The following is a 21,696-nucleotide window of genomic DNA, read 5'->3' as shown; positions in this document are numbered from 1 at the left end:
CCGGTCAGGTTGCTGTTTACATCCCGGATGAAGATTTGAGCTCGGAGCAACGGTCGATGGCCGATGACGAGTTGCCGGGCGTGCTGGCGACGCTGCCTGTGATCGACGCCAAGGCGGAGCCGACGCTGAAGAGCGCGGAGGCGGAAGCTTTCTATACGCACGCGATCCGCGAGCTCGCCACCACCGACATTCCTTTTCTGGTTGCCGGGACATATGCGGTGAGCGCCTATACCGGCGTCGTGCGCCAGACCAAGGACCTCGATATCTTCTGCAAGGCAGGCGATTGTCCGCGCATCCTCGCCCATTTCAAGGATATCGGCTACGCCGTCGTGATCGAGGACGATCGCTGGCTGGGGAAGGTCTTCGAAGGTCCGCATTTCTTCGACGTGATCTTTGCTTCCGCCAACGGCACCATGCAGGTCGAGGACCAGTGGCTGGAGCATGCCCGGCAGGTCGAGCTGCTGGGCAGCCGGGTCAGGATCATCGGACCTACGGAACTTATCTGGTCGAAATGCTTCATCCAGGACAGGGGACGGCACGACGGCGCCGATATCGCCCATACCATCCTCAAGGCACATGAGCAGATCGACTGGCAAAGGCTGCTGTCTTATCTCGACATCCACTGGGAGGTGCTGCTGATGCAGTTGCTGAATTTCCGCTGGATTTATCCCAGCGAACGCGACCGCATTCCCGACTGGTTGCTTGACGATCTGCTCGACCGGCTCGCCAGGCAGCGGCAATTGCCTTCACCGAGGATGAAGATCTGCCGCGGCCGACTGCTGTCGCAAGTCGACTACGAGATCGATGTCAAGGAATGGGGCTTTGCCGGTGTCGGCGGCGTTGGAGAATTTCACGATGGCTGAACAAAGCAGGGCAAACAAAACGAGCGGAAACGGCAAAATCAAAGTCGCCGCGGTGGGCGATCTGCATGTTCAGGAAGATGCCCAGACCTCCCATCGCGACCTGTTCGGCGAGGTTTCGCGCGAAGCCGACGTCCTGGTGCTTACCGGCGACCTCACCAATCTCGGCAAGCCGAAGGAGGCCGAGCTTTTGGCGGAGGATCTCCGGGCCTGCTCGATTCCCGTGGTCGCGGTGCTCGGCAACCACGACTACGAATCCGGTTGCGCCGAGCAGATAGCGGCGACACTTCGCCAGGCCGGCGTTTACCTCCTCGACGGACAGGCGACGGAACTGATGGAAGTCGGCTTCGTCGGCGTCAAAGGTTTTGTTGGCGGGTTCGGCTCGAGGATGCTCGGGTCCTTCGGTGAGCCGGCAATCAAGGCCATGGTGGCCGAGAGCGTCAGCGAGGCGATGCGGCTGGAAAACGCCATGCGGCAAGTCCGCGCCAAGCGGACGCTTGTTGTGCTTCACTACGCCCCGATCGCGGAAACGGTCGCTGGCGAGCCGCCTGAAATCTTCCCGTTCCTCGGCTCTTCCCGGCTGGCCGAAACGATCGACCGGTTCAAGGTGAGCGCCGTCGTGCATGGTCACGCGCATCGAGGCACCTTCGAAGGTCAAACTCCCGGCGGCGCGAAAGTCTACAATGTCGCCATGCACGTCGCGAAGCCGACGGGCCGGCCCTATGCGCTGCTCGAGATCTGAGCCGGCCAGCGACTTGGTGACCGGGTGGCTAGACCTCGTCGACCTGGCTGCCTTCCTTGGAAGGGCCCGCGGTGTGGACAGTCCCCAAGGAGCGGATGAAGCGCTCGAAGGCGCACAATGTTTCTCTGTCCGCTCAATGTGCAGAGGCGCTGGGCAGCCCAAGCCTAAGGACCCGTAGGTTAACCTGCCTTGACTTCTACTTTCGCCTCCGCCGCGCCGGCGAGACGTTCGATCCGTTCCTGGTGATAGCGATAGAGCCCACCGGGATGCTTGCGCCCGAGTTCTTCAAGGAACCAAGGCCCCTGCTGTGTTTCCTCGGTCAGCCAGTGGCAGCCATCATCCGTGGGAGTGATGACCCAGCCATGGTACGCGCTCGAGCCGGTGTCATCACCATCGACAGTCGTTGCCCACGCAAGTCGGCGGAAGGGCTCGCACTCCGTAATAACCAGGCTCATCGGGAATCCGACGGTCACTCGGCTGTATTTGGTCCCGCGCGCCAATTCCCTTTCGCCGCTCAGGATTTTCACCTGGTCTTCAGGAGGAAAGTAGCTCGACCAGTTCTCAGCATCGACCAGCAGCTTCCATACCACTGCTGGGGGCGCTTTCACGTCTATGTCGTTGAGAGCATAGATCGCCGACGTTTGGGGTCGTGCTTTTCGGGCCAAATCACACGGTTGTACACCGATTACTGCTCCTTCTTGAACAGATCCTGGAAGATGAGCCGGCCCCAGATGCGGCCGCGTGCGTGCACCAGCGCGCCGCCCTCGTTGAGCCTTCCCAGCTTGACGGGTGCGAACCCGAGTTGTTTGGCCAAGGCCGCCACCTGAGCGGTCGCGTCCTCATCGTCGCTCGACAGGAAGACCACCCGGTGGCCGCCCTCGACGACCGGATCGGCAGCCAAGATGGCTGCAATGAGGTGATTGAAGCCTTTCACGAACTTGGCGCCGGTGAACGACTTTGCGACGAAGGCGGAGGACGGGAGGCCGTGCAGCTCGTCAGGTACAGGAAACGCATTCATCGCGTCGATGACCGTCTTGCCGTTCCAGCTCGGCAGGCCCTTCGCAACCTCGCGATGCTCCCCGAAAGGGACCGCCAAGATGATTGTGTCGGCCTCGAGTGCTTCCCGCAGCGACTTGGCGACTACCGTGGGTCCAATCGCTCGAGCCTGCGGCGCCAATGCCTCGGGCGGCTGGCGGCTCGCGACGGTCACGCCGATGTTCTTGCGGGCGAAGGCGCGGGCGAGGGCCTGGCCTACCGCACCGAATCCTACAATTGCATAGCTCACAATGCTTCTCCGATCCGTGTTGATATTGGATTTCCCGGCCTTTCAGATCGCCGAGAAGCCGCCGTCGACAGACAGCTCCAGCCCATTCACGAAGCTCGAATCGTCTGACGCAAGAAACAGCGCGGCCGCCGCAATTTCCTCAGGACGCCCCATCTTTCCCCGCGGGATCAGGGACTCGAACATCCGCTTCGCCTCCTCGGTGAGAACTTGGTCCTGCATCGGTGTGGCGATCGGCCCCGGGTGCAGCACGTTCACCCGGATATTCCTGCCCTTCAGCTCGTTGAGCCACCCGCGGGCGAATGCATGCAACGCTGCCTTGCTCGCTGCATACACGCTGTAGCCGGGGAAACCTTTCAGCGAAGCAACTGATCCGGTCATGAAGATCGAGCCGCCATCGTTGAACAGCGGCAACGCCTTTTGCACCGTGAACAGCGTGCCGCGCGTATTCAGGCCGAAGGTCGCATCGAAATGCTGCTCGGTAATCTCGCCCAGCGGGACGGACTCGCCCATGCCGGCGCTCGCATACAGGACGTCGATCTTGCCCTTTTCCCGTTTCACCGTGTCGAACAGGCGGTCGAGATCGTCGAGATTGGCCGCGTCGCCGCGCACGCCGGTTACGTTCCGGCCAATCGCCTTGACAGCCTCATCGAGCGCCTGTTGTTTCCGGCCCGTGATGAAGACATAGGCGCCTTCTTCAACGAACCGCTTGGCGCTCGCCAGCGCCATGCCGCTCGATCCACCCGTGACGACTGCAACCTTACCGTCGAGCTTTCCCATGATTTGTCCTTTCAGGCTCCATCTTTGGTTGTTCGGGGAAGGACCCCGAGAACTCCGAGATGGGTCCGCCGGCATCGGGCTTTGAGTGCACAAGCGCGCACATCGGTGGTGCGAAATCGATCCGGCTGGACGACTGACGCCAGCCGCGACGATCGGTGTCCGCTGTTCGGAATGGGCCGCGCTTGTCAGCGTGGGCTATGACGATCGCCCGTGCTACTCACATACGAGATGCTGTTCGATGTATTGGACACATGCTTTGGAAGGCGCACCTCGGCGGTGCTGGATTGCACCATGATCGACTGGGATGACGTTCGCCACTTTCTTGCCGTCGCGCGCGGAGGCTCCGTGCGGGCTGCCGCTGAGCGCCTCGGTGTGAACCACTCGACCGTGCTGCGACGCATCGCCCAGCTCGAGGAACGCCTCGGGGTGCACATGTTCGAAAAGCTGCCTTCGGGCTACCGCCTGACGGCTGCGGGCGAGGAGGTCCTTGAGTTCGCGGATCAGATGGAAGCGTCGTCGCACCTGCTGGAGACGCGCATCTTTGGGCGAGACCAGAGCGTGCGCGGGCTTCTGCGGGTGACGCTGGCGCCGCCGCTCGCGACACACCTGCTCATGCCGGACTTCGCCGAGTTCGCGCGTCTGCATCCAGATATCGAGATGGACATCTTGTCGTCCGGCGAGCTGGCAAATCTGACCAACCGAGAGGCCGACGTCGCGATCCGCGTCGTCTACGACCGCAAAACCCTGCCGCTCAATCTTCACGGCCTGAAGGGGCCGGAGGTGTTCGGCGGCGTCTATATGTCTCGCGATCGGCTGGCCGCGTGGCGTGCGGGCGCGCCTGATCCGATCCGGTGGATCGTCATAAGCATTCATGGAATTCCGGATTGGGCGAGCGACGGCGAGGTTCGCACCACCGGGGTTCCATTCAGGACCACGGACGGCGAGGCGCAGATCGTTGCCGTCCGGCAAGGGCTCGGGATGACCACGCTGCCGTGCTTCGTCGGCGATGCCGACCCTCTACTGGTGAGGGTGCCGGGAACCGACCTGCACATGTACGGAACGCTCTGGCTTCTCACGCAGGGGGAGTCCCGCAAGACGAAGCGCGTGCGGCTCTTCACCGAGTTCATGTCCCGCAGGCTTGCCGCGCACGCGCCGCTTCTCGCCGGGCTGTCCATATCGCGCGACTGACGCGCGGCAGGTCGCCGGAGACGCTTGCGCATCTGATGGTTCGGGCGACGGCAGCCTTCAAGGCGGGGAACTTTTTGAGCGGCTACGGTCTCTTACGGTTTGACGCTTTTGTCGCCATAGCCGCCCCATGCAGCCGGCGCGCTTGCGGCCTGCGCCGCTTGAGCGGGATTGAGCGCAGCATTCCACTTCGCGGCCAGCGCCCGGTATCTGGATAGGGCTCTATGTGGCGATGAGCTTGGCCAGACGATCCGATGCCTCGGTTCCACTCACTCCAAGGTCGCGAACGCTGCTCATGTGATTGGCACCGAGGAGGGCGGTTTGAGAGACTGCCAGCCCTTGCTTTCGCAGATGCTTCGCAAATGCCTCGGCCTGGCTGTGGAACGGCGGCGTTTCCTCGGCTCCAACAGCAATCTCGACCTCTACGGCGGGATCGAAGCGATGTGTCAGCGGCGACAGGCTGGCGGCCTCCTCGTCCGTTATGGCGATCTCGGCGGCAAGGAAGGAGGTCTGCAGAGGCTTCAGCTCGTACAAGCCGCCAAGCAGCAGCGCGCCTTTGACGCTTGATGATCGGCCGTCATCGTTGAACAGCATCGTCGCCAGATGGGCGCCGGCGGAGTGCCCGCTGACCGTCAGGCGGCCGCAATCGCCGCCATGCTCGGCGATGTGCTCGAGCACCCAACGCTTGGCTCGGCGCACCTGCTCGACGATGGCGGCCATCCTCACCGAGGGCATCAGTGAATAGTCGACGATGATCGCGATCGCGCCCGCCCGCGTCACCGTGTCCGCGACATAGGAATAATCGCGCTTGGAGAACATGCGCCAGTAGCCGCCGTGGATGAACATGTGCACCGGCAGGCGATCGCGTTTTCCCAGGGGAAAGAACAGATCGACGGTTTCGGCGGCGTCCGGTCCGTAGGCGATATCGGCGACGCTCGGGATTTTCGCCCGGGTCTCCGCGCTGCGGCGAACGATCTCGGCGACGATATCGTCGAACTCCGTAACGTGGTCGCGGATGCGAAACGGATCCCTGGTCACGCCTGCGCCCTCACATCGTCACGGCGATATATTTGGGTTCCAGGAACTCGCTGATGCCGTGCTTTTGCCCGCCTTCGCGTCCCAGGCCGCTCTGCTTGACGCCGCCGAAGGGAGCCGCAGGGTCGGACATCAGGCCCCGATTCAGCGCTATCATACCCGACTCTATCCTTGATGCCACGCGCATGCCCTTGGCCAGATCGCGCGTATAGATATAGGCCGCCAACCCGTATTCGGTGTCGTTGGCGCGCGCGATGACTTCGGCCTCATCGTCGAAGCGCATGATTGGAGCGACGGGACCGAATATTTCCTCGTGCGCCATCTCCGAATCCGGGGCAACGTCGCAAAGAACCGTCGGCGGGTAGAAAAAGCCCTTGTCATCCGAGGCTGCGCCTCCGCACAGCACCTTTGCACCGCGACGGACCGCGTCTTTGACGAGCCGGTCGATTTTCTCGATGGCTTTGCGAGTGATCATCGGGCCGCATTCGGTCTCGACGTCCGTGCCGAGGCCTACCTTGAGCGCGGCCATGCGCTTGCGCAGTCCCTCCGCGAACGCATCATGGATACCCGCCTGGACATAAAGCCGGTTGGCGGCAGTGCATGCTTCGCCGGCGTTGCGCATCTTGGCAATCATCGCTCCGTCGAGCGCTGCCTCCAGGTCGGCGTCGTCGAACACGACAAAGGGAGCGTTGCCGCCAAGCTCCATCGAACAGGAGATGACGTGCCTGGCGGCTTCGGCCAGAAGAACGCGCCCAACGCCGGTGGAGCCGGTGAACGAGAGTTTGCGCACTCGCGGGTCGGCGAGCATGGCAGCGGTCAGTGGCCCCGGTTTGGACGTGGTGAGAACGTTCACGACACCGGGCGGGACGCCGGCGTCCTCATACAGCGCGGCAAGCGCATAGGCAGTCAGCGGCGTTTCGCTGGCGGGCTTCAGGATCACGGTACAGCCGGCTGCGAGCGCCGGCGCGATCTTGCGTGTGGCCATGGCAGCTGGAAAATTCCATGGCGTGATGAGCACACATATGCCTATCGGCTGGTAGTCGATGACGATGCGGTTTGCGCCGGAAGGCGCAAGGCCGAACTCGCCGCTGATGCGAACCGCTTCCTCGGCGTTCCACCGAAAGAACTCGGCCGCATAAGCGACTTCGCTGCGTGCATCGCGCAGCGCCTTGCCGTTCTCCAACGAAATCAGCACGGCCAACGTCTCCGCCCGCTCGGTCATCAGTTCGAAGCAACGTCTCAGGATCTCCGACCGTTTGCGTGGGGCGGTTTCGCGCCAGGACGCCGCCGCCTTGGCCGCGGCGTCGACGGCGGCGGCGGCGTCAGCCAGCGTAGCATCGGGAACATCCGCGATGACGGATTCCGTCGATGGATCGACCACCTCGATAACGCGCCCGTCCGACGAGGGCCGCCATTGCCCGCCGATATAGAGCCCGTGTGAGAACGTGGCATATTCGGAGACGTCCTCCTCATCCAAAAGCCCTGGAGAAGCGTTCATCAGGTGTCTCCTGTTTCACATCAGAACGGCGGGCATGTCGCCGTCATAGGCCGCTTGCACCAGCCGTCGCATCGCGGCGGCGTCGAAAGGGCGGGGGTTGTTCTTGATCAGGCGGTCGATGCCGAGCGCCTGCTCGGCGGTCCACTCGATCTTGCCGGCAGGCAGGCCCAGCTCAGCCAGCGTCCGTGTGATGCCGATCGAGCCGAAAAGCCGTGAGACCTCTGCGATCGCCGCGGAAGCCCTGTCCTTGAGTTCAATGTCCGCCTGGGGCAAACCGAGCGCGGCGCCGACCTCCGCAAACTCGCCGGCGGCGGCGGGCAAGTTGTAGTTCATCACATAGGGAAGCATGGTCGCCACCCCCAACCCATGCGGCGTGTGGGTGAGCGCGCCAACCGGATACTGCACGGCATGGGCGGCGGCCGTCCCGGCGGTGCCGAAGGCGCAGCCGGCCGCCAAGGCGCCCATCATCACATCGGCGCGCGCATCCTCGTCCGCACCGTCCCGGTAGGCCCTTTCCAGGCTGCGGCCAAGAAGCTTGACGGCCAATAGCGCGAAATGGTCGGTGAGAGCGCTCTTGCCCACAAAGACGTGCTGCTGCGGCAGTGTCGGATCGGTTCCGCGCCTCGCCGCCGTAAAGGCTTCGATGGCGTGCGTCAGGGCATCGGCGCCGGCAATTGCCGTGAGCGCGGGCGGGCAGGTCGCGGTCAGCTCCGGGTCGCACAGCGCGACGGCGGCGATGAGGTGGGGACTTGAAATGCCGACCTTCAGCAGGCGCTCCGGATCGGAAATGACGGCTACCGGAGTCACCTCCGAGCCGGTGCCGGCGGTGGTCGGCACGGCAATCAGCGGCAGTGCTGGGCCCGGGACCTTGAACTCGCCATAGTAGTCCTGAAGCCTGCCGCCATGACTGATCAGCAGCGCCGCGCATTTGGCCATGTCGAGGCAGCTTCCGCCACCGATCCCAACGATCATGTCGGGTTTGAAATCCTTCGCCTCGGCAACACAGACCGCGACGCTGTCCCGAGGCACGTCCGGCAGCGTGCGGTCATGGACAAGGATTTCAACAGAGGCATTGCTCAGCGCGGCCATCATCTCGCCGAATATGGCCGTTGCCGCGAAGCGCTCGTCCGTGCAGACGAGCGCGCGCTTGCCATGCCTGGATGCGACCTGCGGCAGCACCTGGCGCTGGCCTTTGCCGAACAAGATCTCACGCGGCAATCGCGCTGCGGCGAACAAGGTCATCGAGTGAGCCCTTCCAGTATGGATCGGCGATCCATCGCTTCCATTTAGGCGTATCCGCTATAAAATCGTATAGGATATAGGATTGAATTGGCCGGAGCATCGTGTTAGTGGTCCTTCCTGTCAAGAGGTAAAAAGATGCAGAACCCCGATGTGAAGCTTGATGACGACGCGCGGCCGACAGGCAGAATTCAGCGCGCAAACAGCCTCGCGGGAGACGTCTACGAGGCGATCTTCCAGCAACTCATGTCGCTCAAGATCGCGCCGGGGTCCCGGATTACGGTGGACAATCTCGTCCGGGAGCTGGATGTCTCGCATACGCCGATCCGCGAGGCTCTCGGGCGCCTGGAAGGCGAAGGCCTGGTGATCAAGACCCATCTGATCGGCTATCGCGCCGCACCGCAGATCACACGCCGGCGTTTTGACGAGCTTTACGAGTTGCGCCTTTTGCTTGAGCCTGCCGCCGCGGCCAAGGCAGCGGCCGGCCTGGACGCTGCCCGGCTGGCGGCCCTGCAAGAGGCGGCGGGGGTCATGACCCGCCGCGACGGCAGGGACGAGCGCCTTCGCTATTCCAACTTCGCCCGCCAGGATGCGATCTTCCATGACAAGATCATGGAGTTCGCGCAGAACGAGATCATCCGCGAGACGCTGAACCACCAGCACACGCATTTTCACATTTTCCGGCTGATGTACCACTCGCGCGTAACCGAGGAGGCGCTCGACGAGCACGAAGCCATTCTCTCGGCTTTCGCAGCCGGCGATGCGAACGCGGCGCGAACGGCGATGCGGGTGCACATCGAGAACTCGCGCGACAGGCTCCTGCCTGCGTTCGAATAGCAGCCGGACGTTCCAGGCGGGTGAAACATGCCCTTTGCTGACATCCACAATCCGATGCCCAAAACCCAAGGCGCGCCTTGCACTGCCACGCAACCGAGAGGAAGACCATGCCAGCCAAAAAGATACTGATGCTGACCGGAGAGTTCACCGAGGAATACGAAATCTTCGTCTATCAGCAGGCCATGGAAGCCGTAGGCCACACCATCCATGTCGTGTGCCCCGACAAGAACGCCGGAGACCGGATCAAGACCTCGCTGCACGACTTTGAGGGCGACCAGACCTATACCGAGAAGCCCGGACACTACGCGCTGATCAACAAGACGTTTTCGGAGGCGGAAAGGCAGATCGACCAGTATGATGCGGTCTACTGCGCCGGCGGCCGCGGACCGGAATACATCCGCACCGACAAGCGCATTCAGGCCATGGTCCGCCACTTCCACGAGACCGGCAAGCCGATCTTCACGATCTGCCACGGCGTGCAGATTCTGATAGCGGTGGATGGTGTCGTGCGCGGCAAGAAGGTCGGTGCGCTGGCGGCCTGCGAGCCGGAGGTCACCCTTGCGGGCGGCACCTATATCGACCTCTCGCCCACCGACGCCTATGTAGACGGCACGATGGTTTCGGCCAAAGGGTGGACCGCACTTGCTGCCTTCATTCGTGAGTGTCTGAAGGTGCTCGGCACGGAAATCCACCATAATTAGCCACTGCCGGCCGCTGCGCTTGAGAAGGCGGGCGACCTGGCACAAATGCAACGGCGGATCCCGGTTTCGGGTCGGATCGCGACGCGTTTCCCGCGGCCCTTTGCAAGGGCCGCGACGTCCTTGGATTTAAGTACGAAGCACGCCGTGCTTCGCTTTGCTACCAGCACACGAAGCCGCCATCCACGATAAGATCGATGCCGGTGACGAAAGACGCGGCTCGACTGGCCAGAAACACCGCCGGGCCTATCATCTCCTCGGGTGCCGCGAGGCGACCCATGGGCGTATCGCGCTCGAAGTTCTTCACTTGCTCGGCCACTTCCGGCCTGCGGTTCATCGGGGTCAGCGTGTATCCGGGGCTGAGCACGTTCAGCCGCAGTCCGCGGTCCGACCACTCCATCGCCAGGCTCTTGGTCATGTGAATGACCGCTGCCTTCGACGAGTTGTAGTGCGTCTGGAGGAGACCTCGGTTGACGATAGAGCCGGATATGGAGGCCACGTTGATGATCGATCCCTTGCGGCGCGGCAGCATCACGCGAGCCTCGGCCTGGCAGGACAAGAACACACCGCCGACATTGATGCCGTAAAGTTCTTCCCACGTGGCCAGCGGCAAGGTCTCGGCCGCGTGTGCGCCGCCTATACCTGCATTGTTGACGGCAACAGTAAGCGCGCCGAGCTCCCTTTCGATACGCTCGACGGCGGCGGCAAGATCGGTTTCCGACGTCACCGAGCCGGTAATCGCAAGCGCCTTGCGGCCGAGCGCGGTGATCCTTTGCGCCGTCGCCTCGAGCCCTCCCTTCGAGGCGTGACCGAAGCACGCGACGTCGGCACCGGCCTCCGCAAGGCCGACTGCTATCGCCTGACCGATGCCGCTGCCGGCGCCGGTGACCAGCGCGACGTCGCCAGCCAGTTTGAACAAGTCCATTGGGGTAGCTCCTTCCTAATTCCTTGATCGCAATCGGGCGAACATACAGGAGTCTTGGTCTCGGCTGCGGTTTTTGTCGCACCCCATCCTTGCTGGTCGCTCAAATGCTGCTGCTGAACGTGGCGGCGATCGATCGACACCTCGAGCGCGAACTGCTCCCCTATCCATGATGCGCATCGCACAAATTTCTGTGTCGAGGAACTCACCGGCCGCGAGTGCGAAACGGGAACTTTTGTTCCACTGGCGATTTTGGCTATGCTGCAGATCCGAATTGCCGGAAGGTCGCTGCCATGACGAAATATTTTGCAATCGCCGCGCTCGTGCTTGCCGCAGCAGCCATGATGGCGGGCCCGGCCGCCGCTGGCGAACAGCATCGCTACCGCGTCGTCAAACAGGAGCGTTATGTTCCAGCCAGCGACGACATCATCGAGACGCTGTTCGGCGGTCCGCGCTATTACGATCAGCAGATGACCACCACGGCGGCGGGCGCCTGCGCGTATCACCGCGTCGGACCGGACGCGAATGCGGTGAACTACATCAACGATAACTATTGCGGGAAGTAGGATTCCCTGGGGGCGGCGTTCCTCGGAGCGTTTTCGACAAGCCTCGACCCTCTTTGCGTTATGGTCTCTGCGAACTTATCGGAGTTCGCCGGGGTGGCTGTGGTTGGCCGGACGTGGCCTCTTTGAATACCGATCCTCTCGCGGGTCTGCGGGTCATCGCACACAGTCGACCCAGACATTGTATACAATAATGAAGAAAGATGTTGACAATCGACCTCGGCCGGTTTCCCTTACGCTATACGCGCAGCCTACGAGCAAAACACAAAGCGCGATAACCAAGGGGAACTGAAACTATGATCAACCGTCGCTCGACTCTGAAATCAATGGCGCTCGGCGCCGTCTCGACCCTGGCGCTTGCCGCTCTCGGCATTTCGTCCGCGCAGGCTGAAAACAAGGAACTGAAGATCGGCTTCGTCGGCGTTACCAGCGGCCCCGCTGCCGCCTGGGGCACGTCGAACGTGCGCTCGATGCAGACCCGCGCCGCCTGGATCAACGAGACAGGTGGCGTCAAGATCGGCAACGACACCTACAAGATCAATATCGTGACCTTCGACGACCAGAAGGATCCCAAGCGCGCCATCGCCGGCATGGAGAAGATGGCGCAGGAAGGCATCCACTATGTCGTCGGGCCGAATGTCGATGACGGCGCCGCCGCGGTGCGCCCCGTCGCCGAGGCCAACGGCATCATTTATTTTCCCTACGCTTTCCCCAAGGCGCTCTACCAGAAGCCGGCCTCCAATGCGGTGCTCGGGATGATCGCCAACTATCAGTCAGGCCCTGCGATCTACAAATATCTCAAGGAAAACAAAGGCGTGAAGAAGATCGCCTTTGTCGCGGCCAATGAATCCGACCCGCTCAGCCAGCGCGACAGCGGCGTCGAGGCGGCGAAGGCACTTGGACTGGAAGTCGTCGCCCAGAACGACACCTACCAGAATGACACCCGCGACTTCACGCCAGTGCTGACGCCGATCGTCGCTTTGAAGCCCGACCTGCTCGTCCTGTCCGGCGTGGCCCCGGCCAACGCGCCGCTGCTCATCCGCGCCGCCCGCGAGCTCGGCTATGAAGGCCTGATCTCGACGGAAACCGCGCAGGACGCCAAGGTCCTGGAAGAGGGCGCCGGCGAATACGCCAACGGCTTCATCTCCGTCGGCGGCGCCTCCACGCCGGAGATCGCCTCGGACGCGATGAAGGAATTCGTCGCCCGCTACACCAAGATGTTCGGCGAATACAACGACGAGTCAAACACCAAGGTCTATGCGCTCGAATACATCATCGAGACCTTGAAGGCCAATCCGGCGGCCATCAACAACGTCGAGGAATTCAAGAAGACCATGGACACTTTCTCGGCGCCCAATCCCTTCCTGAAGGGCGACGCGAAGCTCAGCTATGTCGGCATGACCTCCTTCGGCCAGAAGCGCCAGCTTTCGGTGCCGATGGTGGTCAACGAATATAAGGACGGCGCTTTCCAGACCTTGTTCGTCGGTTCCGTCGACTAGCGCCACCTTCGAGCGTCATTCCTCCAGCTTGCCGCGGGGTCCGATAGGCCGGACCCCGCGGAAGATCGAAGGTATCCATGGAACAGGTCATCGCCAACGGATTGTATCTCGGTGCCCAATACGCGCTGATCGCGCTGGGCTTGACCCTGATCTTCGCCCTGATGAACGTGCTCAATTTTGCTCACGGGCAGATGTATGTGCTGGGCGGGTTCATCACCTACACTGTCTACGGCCAGCTCGGCCTGCCTTTCGTGGTCGCGCTGCTCGCCTCTGGCGTCACGCTCGCCGTCATCGGCGCGCTGATGGAGAAATTCCTCTTCCGCACCGTCATCAGGCGAAGTCACCGCGAGGAGAGCACCATGCTGCTCGCGGCCGCGACGGCCTTTTTCTTCGACGCCGTCATCCTGCTTCTGTTCGGCGAAAAGCAGCGCGGCGTTCCCAAGATAGTCAAGGGCGTCTTCAACGATGCCGGCATCATCATGCCTTACGATCGCATGGTCGTCGGCGTGCTGGCGATCGTCTTCATCGCAGCCTTCGTGCTCTATATGCAGTACAGCCGGGTCGGGCGCGCCATGCGCGCGCTTGCCCAGGACCGCGTCGCGGCCCAGCTGATGGGCGTCCGCGTCGACCGCTATTCGATGATCGGTTTCGCGATGGGCGCCATGCTCGCGGGCGTCGTCGGCGGGCTGCTGGTCACCATCACCGGCGTCAATTCCGGCATTGGCGGGCCGATCTCCATCAAGGCCTTCCTGATGGTGATGATCGGCGGCGCGGGCGTCGTCGGCGGGGCCATCGCCGGTGGCTTCATTCTCGGCATGATGGAGTCGGTCGGCCTCACCGTGCTGCGCGAATATGGCGACGTGACCTACCTCGTCATATTCGCCGCCCTGATGGTGTTCCTGTCGGTCCGTCCCAACGGGCTGATGGGCAAGCCGTGGGGTTGATGGCGCCATGACCCGCAACCGCAACATGAAAATCGCATCGGTCGCGGCCTTCCTGGCGATCGTCTTCATCGCCGTGCCGGCCGCGATCTCGGCAAGCGGTCGTTTTGATCTCTACTACACGCTGACCTCGGTGGCGCTGCTCAGCATCGCTAGCGCAGGTGTCTGGCTCACCTTCTATATCGGCCGCATCAACATCGGCCAGGGTGCCTATGCGCTGATGGGCGGCTACGTCTCGGCCATACTGGTGATGAACCATGGCTGGTCGTTCTGGCTGACGCTTCCTGTCGCAGGCCTGTTCTGCGCCGCTGCGAGCGTGCTGATCGGCCTGCCGATCCTGCGGCTGCGTGGCGTTTACTTCGCCATGGTCACGCTGGTGCTGACCGAGGTGGCGCGGCTGCTCGCGCTGGCGCTGCCGATCACCAACGGCGCCAAGGGCATAGTCAGCATCCCGCTGCCCGGCGCGCTGTCGGTCTTCGGCATCACGCTGATCCCTGATTTCGCCACGCTGCAGAATTCGCGGCTCGCCTTCTATCTGCTGGCGGTCACGCTGATGGTGGTCTGCTTCGGGGTCATGTACCGGCTGGTCAATTCGCGCATCGGCAAGCTGTGCCAGTCGCTGCAGCAGAATGAGGAGCTTGCGTCCTCGATCGGCGTCAATATCGCCTATCTGCGCGTCATTGCCTATGCCGTGTCGTCCTTCTTCGGGGGCGTTTCCGGCGCCATCTTTGCCGCCATCTCGCAATCGATCTATCCGTCGAGCTTCACGGTCACCGATTCCGTCAACTTCATGCTGAACTGTTTCCTCGGCGGCCTCGGCTATGTGTTCGGTCCGATGCTCGGCACGCTCGTGCTCTATTTCGGCTGGGACCTCCTGTTCCAGACCGGCCGATTCCAATTGCTCATCTATTCCGGCCTGATGATCGTCCTGATGCTGGTGCTGCCCAACGGCCTGCTCAGCCTCGCCGAAACGACCCGGAAGAAGGGTTGAGCGATGGCCGAAATGCTCGAAGTCTCAGGCATAACCAGGCGCTTCGGCGGTCTCGTCGCGGTCAACAACATCTCCTTCTCGGTGCGCGAGAAGGAAATCCTGTCGGTCATCGGTCCGAACGGCGCCGGCAAGTCGACTTTGTTCAAGCTGATCTCGTCGTTCCTCAGGCCGACATCGGGCGAGGTGCGCCTGAAGGGCGAACGCATCTCCGGTCTCGCTCCGCATATCGCCGCCCGCAAGGGCGTCGTGCGCACCTTTCAGGAGACCACCATCTTCAAGAACATGAGCGTGCGCGACAACGTCGTCATCGCGCATCACCTACGCTCGAAGGCAAGCCTTCTCGGCTTTTTCCTCGGCACCGGCGTGGCGAAGGCCGACGAGGTGGCCTTCGGCGCCTCCGCCGACGAAATCCTGGCGCTGCTCGGCCTCTCCTCGCTTGCCAATGAGACCGCCCGCAACCTGCCGCACGGCCATTTACGGGCGCTGGGCATCGCCATCGGCCTTGCCACCGATCCTTCGATCCTGCTGCTCGACGAGCCCTTCGCCGGCATGAACCACGACGAAACGATGCGCATGGTGGCGATGGTGCGGCGCCTGCGCGATCTCGGCCTCACCATCCTGCTCGTCGAGCACGATATGCCGGCCGTGATGAAAATCTCGGACCGCATCGTGGTCCTCAATTTCGGGCAGAAGATCGCCGAAGGAACGCCGTCGGAAATCCAGGCCAACGAGAAGGTGATCGAAGCCTATCTGGGCAGCGAAGACGAGGCGATCGGCCTATGAACCAGATCCTGAACTTCGCCAATGTCGAGCTTTATTACGATCACGTGTATGCGCTGAAAGGCGTCTCGCTCGAGGTCAACGAGGGCGAGACCGTCGCGCTGATCGGCGCCAACGGCGCCGGCAAGTCGTCGATCCTTCGCGCCATCACCGGCTTGCGCAAGATCAGGTCCGGCGAGATCCATTACGGCGGCAAGCGCATCGACGGCGCCGCCCCCGACGAGATCGTCAAGATGGGCATTGCCATGGTGCCGGAAGGGCGCCGCGTCTTCCCCTTCATGTCGGTCAGGGACAACCTCCTGATGGGCGCCTTCACCCGCACCAGAAAATCCGAGATCGCCGCGTCGATGGAGATGGTGTTGGGGCGCTTTCCGCGGCTGAAGGAGCGCTTCTCGCAGGCCGCCGGCACGATGAGCGGCGGCGAACAGCAGATGCTGGTCATCGGTCGTGCGCTGATGGCGAAGCCGAAGCTCCTCCTGCTTGACGAGCCGTCGCTCGGCGTCGCGCCAAAACTCGTCCAGGACATCGCCCGCTCGATCGTCGCCATCAACCGCGATGAGAAGGTCAGCGTGCTGCTGGTTGAGCAGAATTCGCGCATGGCGCTGCGTATCTCGCAGCGCGCTTATGCGCTCACCACCGGCAGTGTCGCGCTGAGCGGCAACTCCGCCGAATTGCTGACCGACGACCGGGTCAAGCGTCTTTATCTCGGCGGCGAGATCTGAGGCTGATTTCAATGCGCATTCTCGTCATCAACCCCAACACGACCGCCTCGATGACCGTCAAGATCGGCGAGGCGGCGAAAAGCGTCGCCTCCGCGGGAACCGAAATCATGGCGGTCAATCCGGCCGACGGTCCGCCAAGCATCGAAGGCTACTTCGACGAGGTCTTCGCTGTGCCGGGCATCATTGCCGAGATGCGCAAGGCGCCGGCAGCTGATGCCTATGTGATTGCCTGTTTCGACGACACCGGGCTCGACGCGGCGCGCTGTGCCAGCGGAGCCCCCGTCATCGGCATCGGCGAGGCGGCGTTCCATATGGCGAGCCTGATCGCCGGCAAGTTCAGCGTCGTCACGACGCTTGCCCGCTCGGTGCCCGCGATCGAGCACAATCTGGCGAAATACGGTCTCGCCTCGCGCTGTGCCAAGGTACGCTCGTCGGAGGTCGCCGTGCTTGAGCTCGAACGTCCGGGCTCGAATGCAAGGCACAGGATATCGCAGGAGATCGCCCGCGCCATAAGCGAGGATCACGCCGAAGCCATCGTGCTCGGCTGCGCCGGCATGGCCGACCTTGCCAAAAGCCTTTCCGAAGAACATGGGGTGCCCGTGCTCGATGGCGTCGTCTGCGCCGTCACGCTGGCCGAGAGCCTGTGCAAGGTGGGCTTGAGGACGTCGAAGATCGGTGGCTATGCGGCGCCGCGCGGCAAGCGGTTCGCCGGCATGTTCGCGCCGCTGTCGCCCACGGAAGTTAAAGTCATCTAGGCGGCTTCATGCTGGCGGACGGCCGGCCGGCGCCCGGGCAGGTGGGATTGACCGCCGCGCGAGCGATACTAGATTGGACGGGCTGCCGGCGATTTGGGGGGCAGATCGGGCCATTTCGGGCCTGCGCATTGAAAGCATGTTGACGGTACTCAAGGAAGAAGATCGGGACGACAAGCCGGCCGCGCGCTGGTCGCCGATCTATTATGGGCTGAGAGACGCCATCGTCAGCCATCGTCTCGCGCCGGGTACCAAATTGCCGGAGGACGAGCTGGCCTCGATCTATTCGGTGAGCCGCACGGTGGTCCGGTCCGCGCTGCAGGCCCTTGCCCATGACCGGCTGGCGCGGCTGGAGCCCAATCGCGGCGCCTTTGTCGCGCAGCCATCGAAGATCGAGGCCCGGGAGGTGTTCGAGGCGAGGGCGCTGATCGAACCCAAGGTGGCCGCGCTCGCCGCCAGGACGGCGGTGCCGTCCGATATCGTGCAATTGCGGTCACACCTGGAGAAGGAGCACGACGCGCTGCATGCCGGCCGCGACAGCGACGCCATCATGCTGTCGGCGCGTTTCCACGTCGGCATCGCCGAGATCGCCGCGCATTCGGTATTCACCAACTTCGTGCGCGATCTCGTTTCGCACTCCTCGCTGATCATCGCGCTCTACTGGAAGCGCCGCGACGCCACCTGCGAGAAGCACGCCCACCACGCGCTGGTCGACGCTATCGAGGCCGGCGACAGCGCCGACGCCGCCGCCCTGATGAACAGCCATCTGGTCGACCTGCTGTCCGGACTCGACCTTACCGACAAGGTGGAGAAGTCCGACAGCCTGGCGGATCTGCTTCGAGCTTAGAGCGAACGGCGGTTCAGCCGGGTCGCTGAACCGCCGGAGGACCAGGCTAGGCTGCGGCCGCCTGCTTGTAATCCATTCGCTCGAGATCGGCGATGAGGCCGGGTCCGGTAGGCTGCCAGCCGAGATGCGCGCGCGTCCATTCGCTCGACGCTTGCATGTCGAGGCTGGCGAACATGGCAAGCCATCCGAAATGGTCGGCAGCCTCTTCCTGCGACAGCGAGACCACCGGCACGTTGAGACCGGCACCGATCACTTCCGCGATCTCGCGCACCGGAATGCCTTCCTCGGCGACGGCGTTGTAGCGAACGCCGGCTTCCTGCTTGTCCAGCGCCAGACGGTAGAGCTTCGCGACGTCCAGCACATGCGCCGCCGACCACCGGTTGCGGCCTTCGCCAAGATAGGCGGACACGCCCTTGGCGCGCGTCTGCGCGATCAGCGGTGTGATCAGGCCCTGCTTCACCGTGTCATGCACCTGCGGCAACCGCACCACCGACACCTTGACGCCCTTCTCGGCCATCGCCGCGCCGGTGAGCTCCGACAGGATACGCGGATTGGGATGGTCGGTGTTGAACACGTCTTCTCTCGCTGGCTGTCCGTGCTCGGCGGAACCCATGCCCACACCGGACGTGATGATAAGCAACCGGTCCGAGCCGGCCAGCGCGCCGCCCAGCGCTTCGATGGCGCGCTTGTCCTTCTCGCAATTCGCCGCGAAATTCGAGAAATTGTGGTCGAAGGCGGTGTGGATCACCGCATCCGATTTCGCCGCGCCGTCGCACAGGCTGTCGAGGTCTTCGAGGTCGCCGCGATGCGGCTCGGCGCCTGCGGCGACAAGCGACCGCGCGCCGGCTTCGGAGCGGGTCAGGCCAAGCACCTTGTGCCCAGCTGTAAGAAGTTCGGGCACGATCCTGGAACCGATGAAGCCGGTCGCGCCGGTAAGGAATACACGCATGGAGGGTCTCCTGTGGTTGTTCGGAGGCCCTGTTTGCGCTATAAATCATTCTGTTAAAGTAGTGACTTTATCATGGTATAATGGTCAACAGGATCGCGATGGCGCTCGAAACGACCAACAAGCTTGGCACCTTTTTGCGGGATCGCCGCATGCGCCTCGACCCCGCCGCCTTCGGCTTCGCCACGGGGCGCCGGCGCACACAAGGGTTGCGCCGCGAGGAGGTGGCGCAGCGCGCCAATATCAGCCCGACCTGGTACACCTGGCTGGAGCAGGGGCGGGGCGGCGCGCCGTCCGCCGACGTGCTGAACCGCATCGCGACCGGGCTGATGCTGACCGAGCCCGAGCGCGAGCATTTGTTCATGCTGGGTCTCGGGCGGCCTCCGGAAGTTCGCTACAAAAGCGTGGACAGCGTGACGCCGCGACTCCAGCGTGTCCTCGACGCTTTGGACCCCAGCCCGGCGATCATCAAGACCGCGACCTGGGACGTGGTTGCCTGGAACCGTGCGGCGGCGGCGATGCTGACGGACTATTCCAAGCTGCCGCGCGAGCAGCGCAACATCCTGCGCCTGATGTTCGGCAATTCGCGCGTGCGTGACGCGCAGGACGACTGGCAGAGCGTCGCGCGTTTCGTGGTCGGCTCCTTCAGGGCCGACGCCGTCCGCGCCGGCGCCGGCGCGGAGGTCGCGGAACTTGTCGAGGAGCTTTCCAGGGTGAGCCCCGAGTTCGCGGCACTCTGGCGCGACAATGACGTCGTCCCGGCGCATGGCGAAGGCGTGAAACGTCTGCGGCATCCCGAAATCGGGCTGATCGAGCTGGAGTTCTCGGTCTTCGCGGTCGACGGCCGCCCGGAACTCGGCATGATCGTCTACAATCCCGTCACGCAGTCGGATGCGGAACGTATTCGATCACTGATCGCGGCTCGCGCCGCAGAATGATGGCCGCCATGCGCGGTTTTCCGCCAAGGTGGGGCGAAGCGGAAAACAGGTCACAAAGTCGACCCGGTTAGGATAATATCCACCGCCCGACTCCTTCGTGGAAGATGTCTATGACCTTGAATGAGCTTAGTTGGTCGCCCTCCGAAAAGAAAGTTGCCCGCGCCGCATATGACAAGGCTTTTGAGAGGGCACTGGCCAGCATCATGGCCGAATTCAAAAGACGGGCGAACGCCGCGACCACACCCTCCGAGATGTGGGAGGTCGAGGACTATCTGAAGGAGCAACGTCGCGATTTGGATCGGACGTTCGACTATCGCTATTCGCAACTGACCGTCGTTTTCGCAACTCTCATCCGGCAAGGATATCTGGACGAGGACTTACTCTCGGGCCTGTCGGAAGAAAAACGCGAGGAGATCCGCAGAATGCTTGCGTGGCACAAGGGATAAAGGCTTAGAAGGCGTTACCTTCGCGCCCCCGCACGCCGGATCGCTTGCGGTGGTTGGCTGAAGCTCCTCATGAAGGCGCGGCGCATGCGGCCGGCATCGCCGAAGCCGCTCTGTTCGGTCGAGCGGATTACTGCCTGACTTAACCGCCTTCACGGGCCTTCGAAGCGTCAGCTTTGCCGCCGCCTGCCTGATCGCTTCGGGGCGGCGTCAGCGCCGCCCGGCTGCCTGATGTGGTCGATGAAAGCGCGCAGCTTGGGCAACGCCTGGTGCCTTTCCGGATAATAAAGAAAAACGCCCGGCGTGGTTACCGCGAAGCGGCCGAGCAGCGCCTGCAGTCGCCCGTCGGCGATCGGCCCTTCGGCGATCGGGCCCGGCACCTGCGCCAGCCCGACACCCTGGATCGCCGCGCCGAGCAGCGACGGATAGTCGTGCGCGATGAGCGGTCCCGACACGATTGCCTCGACGGCCTTGTTGCCGTCGACAAAAGACCAGGGCGCGACCGAACCATTCGAGCGGCGCAGGCGCAGGCAGGCATGGTCGCGCAGATCCTCGATGCGCTCGGGCGCCGCGCGCTGGCGCAAGTAGTCCGGACTGCCGACGACCGCCATCGGAAAGGAGGGCGTCAGGCGAACCGCGACCATGTCGGGCGCGATCAGGTCGCCCATCCGGATGCCGGCGTCGAATCCTTCGGCGGCGAGATCGGCGAGCTCGCCGCTGGCAACGATCTCCAGCTCGATCTCGGGATAGGCCTGGCAGAAGGAGGCGACCATCGGCTCCAGCAGCATCGGCACCACGGCCGGCGGTACCGAGAGGCGCAAGAGCCCCGCCGGCCGCTGGCCCATCCCGCGCGCGATCTCGCTCGCCGCGATCAGTTCCTCGAAAGCCGGCCGGGCGCGCGCGAAGAAGCGCTCGCCGGCTTCGGTGAGGCCGACGCTGCGAGTCGTGCGGATGAACAGCGCGGCGCCGATGCGCGCCTCGAGCGTTCGTATCGCCTGGCTGATCGCTGACGGCGTGACGGCGAGCTCGGCCGCCGCCTTGCGGAAATTGCGATGCCTTGCGACGCTCAGGAATGCTTCGACACCGTCGAGCGCGCCGTGCCTGACTGTGAAGTTCTGCTTCATGACCCATCGACATTATCGTGGATAGTGGTTCGCGGAAAGCGGCCGTATTTCTTCCATGACTTTGGAAGCCTG

At 63.2% G+C, this 21,696-nt stretch carries 24 protein-coding genes; 15 read left to right on the top strand and 9 right to left on the bottom strand.

What is annotated here, in order from left to right:
- Nucleotides 1-56 precede the first annotated feature (56 nt).
- Nucleotides 57-863, top strand: coding sequence for a nucleotidyltransferase family protein (locus tag LB526_RS20210; RefSeq protein ID WP_224629443.1), 807 nt, complete (start codon nt 57-59; stop codon nt 861-863).
- Nucleotides 856-1,602 (top strand): metallophosphoesterase, encoded by a 747-nt coding sequence (locus tag LB526_RS20205; protein ID WP_224605575.1) that lies wholly within the window; start codon nt 856-858, stop codon nt 1,600-1,602. The genes LB526_RS20210 and LB526_RS20205 overlap by 8 nt, the downstream gene beginning before the upstream one ends.
- A gap of 179 nt (nt 1,603-1,781) precedes the next feature.
- Here LB526_RS20205 and LB526_RS20200 read toward each other — a convergent pair whose 3' ends face one another.
- The 3 genes from LB526_RS20200 to LB526_RS20190 form a co-directional block, all read right to left on the bottom strand.
- The gene (locus LB526_RS20200; RefSeq protein WP_224629441.1) at nt 1,782-2,210 is read right to left on the bottom strand and encodes an SRPBCC family protein; all 429 of its coding nucleotides are present in this window, start codon (nt 2,208-2,210) and stop codon (nt 1,782-1,784) included.
- A gap of 77 nt (nt 2,211-2,287) precedes the next feature.
- Nucleotides 2,288-2,887: an NADPH-dependent F420 reductase gene (locus tag LB526_RS20195; protein WP_224629440.1), complete on the bottom strand. Its 600-nt coding sequence runs from the start codon at nt 2,885-2,887 to the stop codon at nt 2,288-2,290.
- 42 nt (nt 2,888-2,929) lie between these two features.
- Nucleotides 2,930-3,664 (bottom strand): SDR family NAD(P)-dependent oxidoreductase, encoded by a 735-nt coding sequence (locus LB526_RS20190; protein WP_224629439.1) that lies wholly within the window; start codon nt 3,662-3,664, stop codon nt 2,930-2,932.
- A gap of 291 nt (nt 3,665-3,955) precedes the next feature.
- Here LB526_RS20190 and LB526_RS20185 point away from each other — a divergent pair, with 291 nt between their 5' ends.
- The gene (locus LB526_RS20185) at nt 3,956-4,852 is read left to right on the top strand and encodes a LysR family transcriptional regulator (protein ID WP_095768902.1); all 897 of its coding nucleotides are present in this window, start codon (nt 3,956-3,958) and stop codon (nt 4,850-4,852) included.
- Nucleotides 4,853-5,071: 219 nt separating this feature from the next.
- On the opposite strand, the gene LB526_RS20180 is transcribed toward LB526_RS20185, so the two are convergent.
- Genes LB526_RS20180 through LB526_RS20170 form a run of 3 tightly spaced genes read right to left on the bottom strand, consistent with a single transcriptional unit; the run spans nt 5,072 to nt 8,624 of the window.
- Complete coding sequence (locus tag LB526_RS20180) at nt 5,072-5,887, bottom strand: alpha/beta hydrolase (protein ID WP_224629438.1); 816 nt, start codon at nt 5,885-5,887, stop codon at nt 5,072-5,074.
- A 10-nt stretch (nt 5,888-5,897) separates the two neighbouring features.
- Nucleotides 5,898-7,382, bottom strand: a complete 1,485-nt coding sequence (locus LB526_RS20175; RefSeq protein WP_224629437.1) for an NAD-dependent succinate-semialdehyde dehydrogenase — start codon at nt 7,380-7,382, stop codon at nt 5,898-5,900.
- A 15-nt stretch (nt 7,383-7,397) separates the two neighbouring features.
- Nucleotides 7,398-8,624 carry an iron-containing alcohol dehydrogenase gene (locus LB526_RS20170; RefSeq protein WP_224629436.1) on the bottom strand — a complete coding sequence of 409 codons (1,227 nt, stop codon included), beginning with the start codon at nt 8,622-8,624 and terminating at the stop codon, nt 7,398-7,400.
- 135 nt (nt 8,625-8,759) lie between these two features.
- Between LB526_RS20170 and LB526_RS20165 the strand changes: the two genes are divergently transcribed.
- Nucleotides 8,760-9,458, top strand: a complete 699-nt coding sequence (locus tag LB526_RS20165; protein ID WP_224629435.1) for a GntR family transcriptional regulator — start codon at nt 8,760-8,762, stop codon at nt 9,456-9,458.
- Between the two features lie 107 nt (nt 9,459-9,565).
- The gene (locus LB526_RS20160) at nt 9,566-10,159 is read left to right on the top strand and encodes a DJ-1/PfpI family protein (RefSeq protein WP_224629434.1); all 594 of its coding nucleotides are present in this window, start codon (nt 9,566-9,568) and stop codon (nt 10,157-10,159) included.
- A gap of 157 nt (nt 10,160-10,316) precedes the next feature.
- On the opposite strand, the gene LB526_RS20155 is transcribed toward LB526_RS20160, so the two are convergent.
- Nucleotides 10,317-11,081 carry an SDR family oxidoreductase gene (locus LB526_RS20155; RefSeq protein WP_224629433.1) on the bottom strand — a complete coding sequence of 255 codons (765 nt, stop codon included), beginning with the start codon at nt 11,079-11,081 and terminating at the stop codon, nt 10,317-10,319.
- A 290-nt stretch (nt 11,082-11,371) separates the two neighbouring features.
- Between LB526_RS20155 and LB526_RS20150 the strand changes: the two genes are divergently transcribed.
- From LB526_RS20150 to LB526_RS20115, 8 genes are all read left to right on the top strand, one after another.
- Nucleotides 11,372-11,644 carry a hypothetical protein gene (locus LB526_RS20150; protein ID WP_095768828.1) on the top strand — a complete coding sequence of 91 codons (273 nt, stop codon included), beginning with the start codon at nt 11,372-11,374 and terminating at the stop codon, nt 11,642-11,644.
- A 293-nt stretch (nt 11,645-11,937) separates the two neighbouring features.
- Nucleotides 11,938-13,140 (top strand): ABC transporter substrate-binding protein, encoded by a 1,203-nt coding sequence (locus LB526_RS20145; RefSeq protein WP_095768827.1) that lies wholly within the window; start codon nt 11,938-11,940, stop codon nt 13,138-13,140.
- 77 nt (nt 13,141-13,217) lie between these two features.
- The gene (locus tag LB526_RS20140; RefSeq protein WP_224544285.1) at nt 13,218-14,084 is read left to right on the top strand and encodes a branched-chain amino acid ABC transporter permease; all 867 of its coding nucleotides are present in this window, start codon (nt 13,218-13,220) and stop codon (nt 14,082-14,084) included.
- 7 nt (nt 14,085-14,091) lie between these two features.
- On the top strand, nt 14,092-15,072 hold the full coding sequence (locus LB526_RS20135) for a branched-chain amino acid ABC transporter permease (RefSeq protein WP_224629431.1): 981 nt from the start codon (nt 14,092-14,094) through the stop codon (nt 15,070-15,072).
- Nucleotides 15,073-15,075: 3 nt separating this feature from the next.
- Complete coding sequence (locus LB526_RS20130) at nt 15,076-15,855, top strand: ABC transporter ATP-binding protein (protein ID WP_224629429.1); 780 nt, start codon at nt 15,076-15,078, stop codon at nt 15,853-15,855.
- Complete coding sequence (locus LB526_RS20125; protein WP_224527782.1) at nt 15,852-16,574, top strand: ABC transporter ATP-binding protein; 723 nt, start codon at nt 15,852-15,854, stop codon at nt 16,572-16,574. Before LB526_RS20130 ends, LB526_RS20125 begins: the two co-directional genes overlap by 4 nt.
- An 11-nt stretch (nt 16,575-16,585) precedes the next feature.
- Nucleotides 16,586-17,329: an aspartate/glutamate racemase family protein gene (locus LB526_RS20120; protein WP_224629428.1), complete on the top strand. Its 744-nt coding sequence runs from the start codon at nt 16,586-16,588 to the stop codon at nt 17,327-17,329.
- 136 nt (nt 17,330-17,465) lie between these two features.
- Nucleotides 17,466-18,173, top strand: a complete 708-nt coding sequence (locus LB526_RS20115) for a GntR family transcriptional regulator (RefSeq protein ID WP_224629425.1) — start codon at nt 17,466-17,468, stop codon at nt 18,171-18,173.
- A gap of 46 nt (nt 18,174-18,219) precedes the next feature.
- Here the strand turns inward: LB526_RS20115 and LB526_RS20110 are convergent, their stop codons facing one another.
- Nucleotides 18,220-19,122: an SDR family oxidoreductase gene (locus tag LB526_RS20110; protein WP_224629423.1), complete on the bottom strand. Its 903-nt coding sequence runs from the start codon at nt 19,120-19,122 to the stop codon at nt 18,220-18,222.
- A gap of 80 nt (nt 19,123-19,202) precedes the next feature.
- Between LB526_RS20110 and LB526_RS20105 the strand changes: the two genes are divergently transcribed.
- Together LB526_RS20105 and LB526_RS20100 are read left to right on the top strand one after the other, a co-directional pair.
- A complete protein-coding gene (locus LB526_RS20105) occupies nt 19,203-20,057 on the top strand; it encodes a helix-turn-helix transcriptional regulator (protein ID WP_224629421.1) in 855 nt (284 codons plus the stop codon).
- A gap of 110 nt (nt 20,058-20,167) precedes the next feature.
- Nucleotides 20,168-20,503, top strand: a complete 336-nt coding sequence (locus LB526_RS20100) for a hypothetical protein (protein WP_224629419.1) — start codon at nt 20,168-20,170, stop codon at nt 20,501-20,503.
- A gap of 167 nt (nt 20,504-20,670) precedes the next feature.
- Here the strand turns inward: LB526_RS20100 and LB526_RS20095 are convergent, their stop codons facing one another.
- A complete protein-coding gene (locus LB526_RS20095; RefSeq protein WP_224629410.1) occupies nt 20,671-21,624 on the bottom strand; it encodes a LysR family transcriptional regulator in 954 nt (317 codons plus the stop codon).
- Nucleotides 21,625-21,696: the final 72 nt, after the last annotated feature.

Source organism: Mesorhizobium sp. CA6 (assembly GCF_020165035.1).
Taxonomy (GTDB): domain Bacteria; phylum Pseudomonadota; class Alphaproteobacteria; order Rhizobiales; family Rhizobiaceae; genus Mesorhizobium.
This window is presented reverse-complemented; position numbering and strand designations above follow the sequence as displayed.

Bases quoted from the DNA above. Each gene is read 5' to 3' on its own strand.
- LB526_RS20095 (WP_224629410.1), bottom strand. From the start codon at position 21,624: ATGAAGCAGAACTTCACAGTCAGGCACGGCGCGCTCGACGGTGTCGAA.
- LB526_RS20125 (WP_224527782.1), top strand. From the start codon at position 15,852: ATGAACCAGATCCTGAACTTCGCCAATGTCGAGCTTTATTACGATCAC.
- LB526_RS20170 (WP_224629436.1), bottom strand. From the start codon at position 8,624: ATGACCTTGTTCGCCGCAGCGCGATTGCCGCGTGAGATCTTGTTCGGC.
- LB526_RS20155 (WP_224629433.1), bottom strand. From the start codon at position 11,081: ATGGACTTGTTCAAACTGGCTGGCGACGTCGCGCTGGTCACCGGCGCC.
- LB526_RS20165 (WP_224629435.1), top strand. From the start codon at position 8,760: ATGCAGAACCCCGATGTGAAGCTTGATGACGACGCGCGGCCGACAGGC.
- LB526_RS20190 (WP_224629439.1), bottom strand. From the start codon at position 3,664: ATGGGAAAGCTCGACGGTAAGGTTGCAGTCGTCACGGGTGGATCGAGC.
- LB526_RS20100 (WP_224629419.1), top strand. From the start codon at position 20,168: ATGACCTTGAATGAGCTTAGTTGGTCGCCCTCCGAAAAGAAAGTTGCC.
- LB526_RS20115 (WP_224629425.1), top strand. From the start codon at position 17,466: ATGTTGACGGTACTCAAGGAAGAAGATCGGGACGACAAGCCGGCCGCG.
- LB526_RS20185 (WP_095768902.1), top strand. From the start codon at position 3,956: ATGATCGACTGGGATGACGTTCGCCACTTTCTTGCCGTCGCGCGCGGA.
- LB526_RS20130 (WP_224629429.1), top strand. From the start codon at position 15,076: ATGGCCGAAATGCTCGAAGTCTCAGGCATAACCAGGCGCTTCGGCGGT.
- LB526_RS20105 (WP_224629421.1), top strand. From the start codon at position 19,203: ATGGTCAACAGGATCGCGATGGCGCTCGAAACGACCAACAAGCTTGGC.
- LB526_RS20210 (WP_224629443.1), top strand. From the start codon at position 57: ATGGCCGATGACGAGTTGCCGGGCGTGCTGGCGACGCTGCCTGTGATC.
- LB526_RS20120 (WP_224629428.1), top strand. From the start codon at position 16,586: ATGCGCATTCTCGTCATCAACCCCAACACGACCGCCTCGATGACCGTC.
- LB526_RS20150 (WP_095768828.1), top strand. From the start codon at position 11,372: ATGACGAAATATTTTGCAATCGCCGCGCTCGTGCTTGCCGCAGCAGCC.
- LB526_RS20175 (WP_224629437.1), bottom strand. From the start codon at position 7,382: ATGAACGCTTCTCCAGGGCTTTTGGATGAGGAGGACGTCTCCGAATAT.
- LB526_RS20140 (WP_224544285.1), top strand. From the start codon at position 13,218: ATGGAACAGGTCATCGCCAACGGATTGTATCTCGGTGCCCAATACGCG.
- LB526_RS20145 (WP_095768827.1), top strand. From the start codon at position 11,938: ATGATCAACCGTCGCTCGACTCTGAAATCAATGGCGCTCGGCGCCGTC.
- LB526_RS20110 (WP_224629423.1), bottom strand. From the start codon at position 19,122: ATGCGTGTATTCCTTACCGGCGCGACCGGCTTCATCGGTTCCAGGATC.
- LB526_RS20135 (WP_224629431.1), top strand. From the start codon at position 14,092: ATGACCCGCAACCGCAACATGAAAATCGCATCGGTCGCGGCCTTCCTG.
- LB526_RS20205 (WP_224605575.1), top strand. From the start codon at position 856: ATGGCTGAACAAAGCAGGGCAAACAAAACGAGCGGAAACGGCAAAATC.
- LB526_RS20160 (WP_224629434.1), top strand. From the start codon at position 9,566: ATGCCAGCCAAAAAGATACTGATGCTGACCGGAGAGTTCACCGAGGAA.